This window comes from Rhodococcus sp. UFZ-B548 (genome assembly GCF_903819475.1).
GTDB classification, from domain to species: domain Bacteria; phylum Actinomycetota; class Actinomycetes; order Mycobacteriales; family Mycobacteriaceae; genus Rhodococcus_F; species Rhodococcus_F erythropolis.
This window is the reverse complement of sequence record NZ_CAIJDS010000098.1, coordinates 1-8,911: the sequence shown is the minus strand read 5'-3', so window position 1 is coordinate 8,911 and position 8,911 is coordinate 1. Positions and strand designations below refer to the sequence as shown.

The 8,911-nt window shown below is 60.7% G+C and carries 8 protein-coding genes and 1 pseudogene; 4 read left to right on the top strand and 5 right to left on the bottom strand.

Annotated features, from left to right (window positions below):
* Positions 1 to 206: hypothetical protein (locus tag H7C86_RS35940; protein WP_220463508.1), on the top strand; the 206-nt coding region annotated here is incomplete at its 5' end.
* A 148-nt stretch (positions 207 to 354) separates the two neighbouring features.
* On the opposite strand, the pseudogene H7C86_RS35935 reads toward H7C86_RS35940, so the two are convergent.
* A pseudogene (locus H7C86_RS35935) lies at positions 355 to 636 on the bottom strand (transposase); the annotation flags it as partial.
* 61 nt (positions 637 to 697) lie between these two features.
* Between H7C86_RS35935 and H7C86_RS35930 the strand changes: the two are divergent.
* Together H7C86_RS35930 and H7C86_RS35925 are read left to right on the top strand one after the other, a co-directional pair.
* Positions 698 to 1,111: a 5' nucleotidase, NT5C type gene (locus tag H7C86_RS35930; RefSeq protein ID WP_182263414.1), complete on the top strand. Its 414-nt coding sequence runs from the start codon at positions 698 to 700 to the stop codon at positions 1,109 to 1,111.
* 17 nt (positions 1,112 to 1,128) lie between these two features.
* A complete protein-coding gene (locus tag H7C86_RS35925) occupies positions 1,129 to 1,830 on the top strand; it encodes an IS6 family transposase (protein WP_397517295.1) in 702 nt (233 codons plus the stop codon).
* Positions 1,831 to 1,849: 19 nt separating this feature from the next.
* Here H7C86_RS35925 and H7C86_RS35920 read toward each other — a convergent pair whose 3' ends face one another.
* From H7C86_RS35920 to H7C86_RS35905, 4 genes are all read right to left on the bottom strand, one after another.
* Positions 1,850 to 3,721, bottom strand: a complete 1,872-nt coding sequence (locus H7C86_RS35920; protein ID WP_182263413.1) for a Rab family GTPase — start codon at positions 3,719 to 3,721, stop codon at positions 1,850 to 1,852.
* A gap of 173 nt (positions 3,722 to 3,894) precedes the next feature.
* The gene (locus H7C86_RS35915; protein WP_182263412.1) at positions 3,895 to 6,051 is read right to left on the bottom strand and encodes an N-6 DNA methylase; all 2,157 of its coding nucleotides are present in this window, start codon (positions 6,049 to 6,051) and stop codon (positions 3,895 to 3,897) included.
* The gene (locus H7C86_RS35910) at positions 6,048 to 6,599 is read right to left on the bottom strand and encodes an NYN domain-containing protein (RefSeq protein ID WP_182263411.1); all 552 of its coding nucleotides are present in this window, start codon (positions 6,597 to 6,599) and stop codon (positions 6,048 to 6,050) included. Before H7C86_RS35910 ends, H7C86_RS35915 begins: the two co-directional genes overlap by 4 nt.
* A gap of 589 nt (positions 6,600 to 7,188) precedes the next feature.
* Positions 7,189 to 8,151, bottom strand: coding sequence for a recombinase family protein (locus tag H7C86_RS35905; RefSeq protein WP_182263410.1), 963 nt, complete (start codon positions 8,149 to 8,151; stop codon positions 7,189 to 7,191).
* Positions 8,152 to 8,565: 414 nt separating this feature from the next.
* Between H7C86_RS35905 and H7C86_RS35900 the strand changes: the two genes are divergently transcribed.
* Positions 8,566 to 8,769, top strand: a complete 204-nt coding sequence (locus H7C86_RS35900) for a cold-shock protein (RefSeq protein ID WP_003939930.1) — start codon at positions 8,566 to 8,568, stop codon at positions 8,767 to 8,769.
* Positions 8,770 to 8,911: the final 142 nt, after the last annotated feature.

The following is an 8,911-nucleotide window of genomic DNA, read 5'->3' as shown; positions in this document are numbered from 1 at the left end:
TCCAGCATCGGGACGATCTCGGCGACCGCGCTACACCACTATCCGGGACTCAACTATCGTCGAGCATGCGTTCGTACCGACTGTGCACTCGTTTCGACGAAACACCGCACGTCGGACAGCTCGCCGAAGTCGACAACGGCGACGCTCGAATACGGACTCCGCCTGCGGTCGCATTGACGGAATCGATGTCGACCCCCGACAGATGAGGAAGGAGGACACGCAGGTCACAACAGTTCTCAGAACACCAGAACGATCATCTCCCGCACGATCCAAGTCCTACCGGAACGACACGCGGCGCGAAGGTGGAGCCGTCACGGAAAGTGGGCCAGAACCATTATTAAGCCGCCGTCGACACACCGCTCGCCACAAATACTTCCGCACCCCACCGACCTTGATGAACACTTCATCGAGATGCCACTTGTCGCCAGCCTTGGGTTGCCGTCGCCGAAGGTTGGCCGCGTACTCGGGCCCGAACCGCGCACACCAGGCGCGGATCGACTCGTACGATACTTCGATCCCACGGGCCGCCATCAGCAGTTCGATCTCGCGGAACGAAAGCGTGAACCGGTGGTAGAGCCATACGCAGTGGGAGATGATCTCCCGAGGAAATCGGTAGCCTTTGTACGTCGACGACATCACCGCATCATCCCAGATCAGGCGATCTCAACAACTTGACAACACCCCTTATCTTGTGTGTATGCACTACGAAACCGATGCTGAAAAGACTGTCCTTATCGACATGGACGGTGTCTTAGCCAACTTTGACCATGCTGTCCTGCAGGGGCTTTCGGCGCACACTGAGTTAGTGGATCGTCAAAACTTTTACATCGCGAAGGATTACCCCAATCACAAAGAGCAGGTCCGTTCGATAATGAGCCATCCGGAGTTTTTCTTCGAGCTCCCTCTCATCGAGGGGGCGCTCGAAGGGTGGGCGGCACTCTTGGAACTTGGTTATGAGCCGCGTATCTGTTCGGCACCACTCATGATGAATCCCAAGTCACAGGAAGGTAAGCTGGCCTGGCTGGCCACTCACCTCGCGCCTACCTTCGGCCATTCCGTAGTGGACATGGCGATCATCGATAGGCACTGTCAGGTTGTTGAGATCGCCTGATCTGGGATGATCTGCAGGTGTCGTCAACGTACAAGGGCTACCGGTTTCCGCGGGAGATCATCTCCCACTGCGTATGGCTCTACCATCGGTTCACCCTCTCGTTCCGCGAGATCGAGTTACTCATGTCCGGACGTGGAATAGCGGTGTCGTACGAGACGATCCGCGCCTGGTGCACCCGGTTCGGGCCCGAGTTCGCCCGCAGGCTGCTGCGGAGGGCACCCCGACCTGGTGACAAGTGGCACCTCGACGAAGTGTTCGTCAAGATCGGCGGAGTCCGAAAATACTTGTGGCGAGCGGTGGACCAGCACGGGAATGTCCTCGACATTCTGATCCAATCCAAGCGAGACGGTACGGCCGCGACCAGGTTCTTCCGCACACTCCTCAAACACCAGGGTCACCCGCCGCGGGTGCTGGTCACCGACAAGCTCCCCAGCTACCAGGTCGCGCACCGCACCAGCATGTCGACGGTCGAGCACCGGCAATCGAAATATCTGAATAATCGGGCCGAGAACTCCCATCAACCTACCCGGCAACGCGAACGGGCAATGAAAGGGTTCCGGTCCGTCGGTGCAGCGCAACGGTTTCTGTCCTCGTTCAGTCGCATCTCCCCACACTTCCGACCGCCCCGTCACCGGATGACCGCCACCGACTACCGCACCGAACTAGCCGCCCGATTCCAGGTGTGGGATCAGGTCACCGCGCGGATCCCGGCAGCCTGAACATCGCTCCGTTGATTCCCTACTGCACTCGAAAACAGCTGCACCCCAAACAACTTGACAACACCGTTACCGACAACCTGTCGTGGATCGGGTCGGACAGCCTTTTGGCGATGGCATTGGAGAACTCGTCGATCACCGCGGTCAAGATGATCGAATCGTCAGGGCGGCGACCGGTCCAACTCTTCGGGGTTTCGAGCTGCTTGTAGATCTCTTCCTTGACGAATTCCCGCAGGTCTGACGATGGACGCAGCGTGTTGTATTCGTCGGCGCTGCCTTCGGCGAAGCGGCGGTTGAGTGCTTTGATCCGGGTCCAATGTTCGCGGGCAATGCCGGGCAGTGCCTTCAGCCCGAGCACGGCGGCCCAGCGGCGGTGAAAATCTCCGATTCCGGTGACGACCGCCTTCTCGAGGCCTGCCTTGTCGTAGACCGGACGTGCTGGACCCAGATCGGGTCGGTCCGTTACCTTTTCGATCATCTCGAGCAGCCGGGTGAACTGATTGATCGACCACTTTCCATCGGTGTCTGTCCGCTGGAGGGCCATGTCGATACGCGAGAGGAATACTCTGTTGTCATCCAACCGCCGACGCAGCGCTTGTTCTGCACGTGAGTTGAAATCGTCTCGGATCGTTGCCAACAGGTTGTTCACACTGTCGAGAACATGATGTGCCCGGTCCTTGATGGAAGCAAGATTGTCGCCGGTGACCTCGTCGAAGTGAGTGAAACAGAAGATCAGTTTCTCTGCGTTGCCGGAGGTCAGGATCGAGCGGACCGCGGCGGCGGGTGCGGCCTGCATCGGCTGGGCGGCATTGTCCACCAGCAGTACCGCATCGACGGTGTTGATGCGGTTCGCGACTGCGGTCGACAGGGACGCTGAGGACTTCGGGGTGTGGCCCAACCCTTCGCCGTCGATGAGGACCAGACGAGGGATTTCTCCCTGCCACCAGGTGGGGTGGAACGGTCCTGCGACGCGGATTCCGTCGACCAGCGGGGTGAGAAGGTGTCCGAACAGTGGTGCGTAGTTGGAGGAGAACCTGTTGACGGCGCGAAGGAACGCAGTCCGGTCGCTGCTTTCCCACGTCCAGTTTTCCGGCCATCCGTGAATGTCTCGTGCGATCTGTCCGGTGGACAGGGCGGAGAACCGTTTCTCCATCTCCGCCAGCAGAGAGGTGATGACCGCTTGAAACTTCTCGTCGGTGCGCAGCAGACGATCGAGTTCGTCGTCGAGGAGTTCGGTGACGACTTGCTCGTCTTCGGTCGTCGCGTCGAGTTCCGTGCGGATTTTCTCGGCATACGTGGTTACCAGCTCACGCAGCGTCCCGATCGCCTGATCGATCACCGCGTTGGTCTCCTCCAGGTCGATGGAGGGGAGGTACTGAGGGTCGGCATCGAAACTCGAGCTCTCCCCTTCTGCGTCGTCCGCGGAGTCGAACTCGTCGAATTCATCGAACTCGTCGAACTGCTTCACGCTCTGTTCGTTCGTGGCGGGTTCGGTGCGTCGTCCCAGGATGTAGCTGAAACGGAACCGTTGTTGCTCGTGATCGAGTAGGCGATCTCGCACGTCTTTCTCGGCCGCGCCGTGCAGGATCGACAGTGCTGCGCTGCAGCCACAGTCTTCGAGATGTTTGACGACCTCACTGCGGCCGAAGAAGGTGATGACTGCTTTGAAGTCCCCGTCGGCGAGGACGATCTCGGAGTCGGCCACCGTGGTCTTGGCGGTGGAGGTGGAGGGGAATCGGTCATTGATGGGATCTGTTCCCAACAACTGACGAACGACGGTGGTCTTGCCTGCCCCCGTCGTACCGAGCAGCAGGACCTGCCGGTAGTCGTCGTCCACCGTGGGCAAAGGGATGTAGCGCTCTCGAACTGTTCTGCTCTGTTCAACTGCTCCCATGAGGGGTGCTCCTTGTTTTCTACGTACAAAGTGTGTGGACCGGTGTCGGTCATGGCGCGGCGGCACATGCCCACCCCTTCTCGCCGGTGGAGTGAGCAGAACCTGGTCAACGAGGTTCAGCAGGTAAAGCGGTTGTGCAGCTGTCGATCTACCTGACGAATTTGTCCGAAATCTCAGCGTGCGACGGTGATTGCGTGTGCGGCGAACGCAACCGAAAGCGAACTCAGAAGCTTCTTGTTCAGATTCGCCTGTCGTTGAGCGAGGTCGGCGGTGTGTTCCAGTTGCGTCATCATTGTGCCGATCTCTTGTTGTTCGGCCAGCGGCAATACCGGGACCTCGATCTTGTTGATCTGCACTGTAGACGGACCGACCGGATTGCTTGCCAGAGCTGGTCGGTTCCCCGACCGGATGCACGTCCGAATGAAACCGGGGTCGGCTACGTCCGGATCCACCCGAACCACATAGAAGTGCTGCGAAATGGTCCAGCCGGCTTCCTGATCAGTCAGGACGGTGCTGACAAGATCGGTTCTCCCTGGAGTCAATGCTTGGACCAGGATGTCTCCGGAGCGGGTTTCCACCCGACGCCGCATCGACACTCGGTCGACGAACTGCACCTCCGGCTCTACGCCGGCCCGTAAATCACGCACTACTTGCGGGGTCAGTACCCCGACCCGATCGGATCCAGACTCTCCGGACTTTCCGGACTCGCGAGAATCGATCACCGGAGCTCCCCGGATCACCTCGACTCCGGGATACGCCTCGAGGCGTTCGGCCCGCACGTCACGTTCGACCACGATGAGAGGGAAATCGAGCGGTAGGTCGCGTTCGGTGGGGATCCGCCGAAGCTCTGCTGCCAGAGCGTGGATCTCGTCGAGTTGCTGTTGCGGGTCGACGACGTTCTGCTTGGCGAGCCAGGTTTCCGGATCCAGGCCGGTTCCCGGTTCGAGCAGAGTCCTGACGGGGAGAACGATCTCGGTATCGCTGTCGGCGATAGTGCCCGACGAACGCCACCGTCGGTACTGTTCGACGACGGTAGCCGTCTCGATCTGCTTCCCTCGCCCTTGTGGTTCGGCGATGCACGCCAAGAACACGCGATCAGGGTCGACCGTGCTCCCGGGTGTTGCCAAGATCCACAGTGCAGAGGCAATCGCGGTGTAGGGGCGCAGCATTCCGGCGGGAAGGGAGATGACCGCTTCGATTGCACCTCGGCGCAGCATTTCGTCGCGCCAGTCTTTGGTGCGTCCGCTTGACGAGAGGTCTCGACGTGGAGTCAATACGAACGCTCGCCCCTGCGGCGCCAAGTGGGAGATCGCATGCTGGAGCCAGATGCCGTTGTCGCGTTGTGTCGGCTTTCCGAACACCCACCGGGGGTCTGCCAGATTCACATCGCGATCGATGTGGGTACCCCACGGCGGGTTGGTGACCACGATGTCAGCTTCGAGCCCGTGGAACGGGTCACCGGCCACGGAGTTACCCACTCGAAGTTCGACGTTCCGATGTCGCAGCACTGCCCGGCTGGTCGCCACGGCGAGCACCCCGGAATCGGTATCGACACCGAACAAGGTCGACTGCGGCTGCGATTTTCCTACCGCGATCAACAAATTCGCGTAGCCGACGGCCGGGTCGAGGACGACACCGGCGCTACCGGGCAGCAGATCGACGAACAGATCGGTAATCGCCGAGGGTTCGGTGTAGCTGCCGAGGGCTCGAGGATCCATCATCAACAGTTCGTCGTACACCTCCGCCAACCCCTCTGCCGGCACGCTCGCGACGATATCGGCCACGGACTCGAGCACGACGTCCTCGACGATCAGGCGGCCCGATCGGTCCACCAACTCCAACAAGCACCCCTGCAGATTCGCTTCTCTCGCACAGATGAGATCGATGACCTGTTCGGGTGTCCGGTCTTCGGCATTTTCGGTCAGTAGCCGGCTCAAGGAATCTGCGCCGATGTCGGAGAGGTCCAGTCCTGTCGCCGGGCCCTGCTCGATGGCGGCGCGGGAAGCAGTGCGCAGTAGGTGGTCGAGCACGATGGCCGAACATGCAATCTTGATTGCCGTACCGGGGGCGTAGCGGCCTTGGAGATGCTGCATCAAGCGCGACGCGATGGACCGATGACCTTGTGTCTCGGTGCGACGCAGCAGGATTCCGCGTCCGTTGTCGACGAGCCACTGCTCGATCTCCGTGCGGTCGAACATCGGGCTGGGGGTATCTGCCGCTTCCTTGGGAGCAGGAAAATCACTGTGACGTTTACGCCACTGGGTTACCGCGGCGCGGCTGACGCCCGCCATCTCCGCGATGTCCGACGCTCGGACGAGAGGAGTACTCATGCAACAACATCCTTGGTGGAGAGTGGGCGATCGAGAAGTGTCACATCGTGTGCGGAGAGGCGAAGTGCTCGCGAGAGGTTTCGGCTTCGACTGACCACGTGGGTGCGCATACCGGCGGCGGCCAGAGTGGACAGGTCCTGGGCGAAGATGCCGTCTCCGGACCCGAGGTAAATCGTGGTGAAGCGGCCGGCGAGGTCTTCGGTGGCAATCACCTCGCGAAGAGCTTCGTCGGCGCCGTTCACTCCTGATCTCGGTGGCAGCAGTCGCGCCGACCTCCAGGCCAACCCCGAGGCGAGGGCGTTGTGATGCGAGGCCGCCACGATGATGTGGTCGTCGACGGCGGCACGTACGACGGCGATGTAACGACGCATCGTCAACGCAGCGTCGATGCCGCGAACATCCGCTGCGTTGCACAGATTTTCCATGTCGAGCAGATGCACCACGCGTTCTCCGGCGGCGCGTGCCGGGGCCATCTCCGCCGGCCGGTCCAGAAGTCGAACCGGGGCCTTGGCTTCCATCAACCGCACACCATTGCTGCAAGCGTTCATCTCAGATCCTCCTGGCCGACGGTCCTCGTGCTGTCGACGACGCTAGTACACACCTGCCCTCAATGCAAGCGTTAACTCGGTTAACGCACTTAACTAAAGGTAAGTTTCGAAATGTGTCACTACGCAGCCGAGCGAACAATTAACTTAACTAGCAGGCTAGGAAGAAATACTGCGATTTCAGCCGGGCAAAAGATCTGGGCTTGGATCTCACTGGCCCGCACCCCGGACGATCACTCATTCCGGGCGAACATGAGATCTGTTAACACCAAGGCATCGACCATGAGAACACTCCAGTCACTCGGCTGGGTACCAATTTCCTCACTGGCTCCACTTGACGAGTACAAAATGAGAAACAGGCCGCCACTTGCGACCGATCGACAAGGGATGGAGTCCTTGCAGATTAGGACCACCGATGGTGCCGCGGCCTGGGTCAGTGTGGCGACCTGTTGCTCGTCGCGTGTCGACGCTAGCTGCTAGGTCTGACAGAGATGGTGGATGTTGTTGGTTCCCGAGCGTTGCCCCGATTGTGAATCCTGCAGCCGGTCAGGCGTGCGCTGCAGCCTGCCGACGTGATCCCGTATGCACCCTCTCAGATGTGGTCCGGGCACCGCAGCTCAGACAGTACGGCCCATCCACTCGCGGTGAGCCACTGCTGCACCGGATCCGGCAAGGTGCCACTGCGTGCGGTCTGTGCGAAATCGCCGGCAAGGATTGGTCCGTCACCGCACACCGTGCAGGCGACATCGAACGCCGGCGGCCCCGGCTCGCACTGATGGCAATGCGATCGAGCGATCACCGCACCAGGATCGGCCGGATTGTCGGCATGAGGATGCAACCAGATCACCGCCAGGTCGCCGCGTTGATGGGCAGCTTCGGCTCTGGTGCTCGGCTCGTACCCACAGGACGGGCAGATCCGCGACGTTCGCGCCGCCGCAACAGGGACAACGGCCACCGTACTCACCGAATCAGTCGACATATTCGCCGCCGCCGCCGGTGCGCGCTTGTTCAGGTGTCCGTAGACAGTAGTGCGGGGAACGTTCAACATCGCCGCGATCTGCGCGACCGTCTTCTCCCCCGCGTCGTAGAGCTGCTGGGCGAGTGCGATTTGATCGCCGGTGAGCTTCGGCGGACGACCGCCCTTTCTGCCGCGCGCCCGCGCAGCGGCCAAGCCGTCCCGGGTGTTCGCCACGATCAACTCACGTTGGAGTTCGGCGAGGACGGAGAGCATCCCGAACATTGCTCGCCCTTCCGCTGTGGCGGTGTCGATGCCCTGTTCGAGAACCTTCAAGCCGATCCCCCGCTCGCGTAACTCTGCACCGAGGGTGATCAGATGCAACACCGAACGCCCCAACCGATCCAGCCGGGTGATCACCAACGTGTCACCGCCCCGCATCCGCGCCAGCACCGCATCGAGTTGTGGGCGTGAGGCTTTCGCACCGTCGGCATGATCGTTGTGGATGTTCTCGGCGTCGACACCAGCCCGCAGCAAAGCATCGACCTGATGGGCAGGATTCTGATCTGCGGTCGAGACCCGCACGTAACCGAACAACATGTGTCGAAAACTACGCCTGTTTGAGGTTTTCGACAGAAGTTTCAGCGCACGCACCCTCGAAAACTCCCGACTCCGAACTAACGCGGTGACACCGCCGTACGATGGCCGTCCCTGTCGAGCTGCACCGGAATCAATCGCCTCAGACTGCAGCACTGCACCCGAATCGGCCCGATCCGAGCATCGGTTCGTTCCAGCAGACCGGCGAATGCAGGTTGGCCGCAACCCGAATCCACATCGAAACCACCCCGGCCAGCGGGCATTTTCATCGCCTTCCTGCCCTGTCGGACTGCAGGTCTCCACCGCACTACCTATCGATGCTCTGTAGCGAGGCTGTCGTGACCGGGCATGCAAGGATGGGAAACGAGATCGGGACTTCGATGTGAAACCCGGATCAATTGTGTAGGGAGTATCGATATGGCACAGGGCATCGTGAAGTGGTTCAACGGCGAAAAGGGCTTTGGTTTCATCGCTCCCGACGACGGAACACCGGACGTGTTCGTTCATTACTCCGAAATCTCGGGCAACGGCTATAAGTCGCTCGATGAGAACCAGCGTGTGGAGTTCGAGGTTGGCCAGGGCCAGAAGGGCCCTCAAGCCACCAATGTGCGCGCTGTCTAATCAGCGACACAAGAAGAGGGCCGCACCCGCAAGGGTGCGGCCCTCTTCTGCATAACGGAGGCCCGGTCGGTACGGCCAAGCTAACCGGGCTCTTCCCAGATGAGGGTGTAGGTCGGCCGGGCGCGTCGGTCCGCAGATAGAC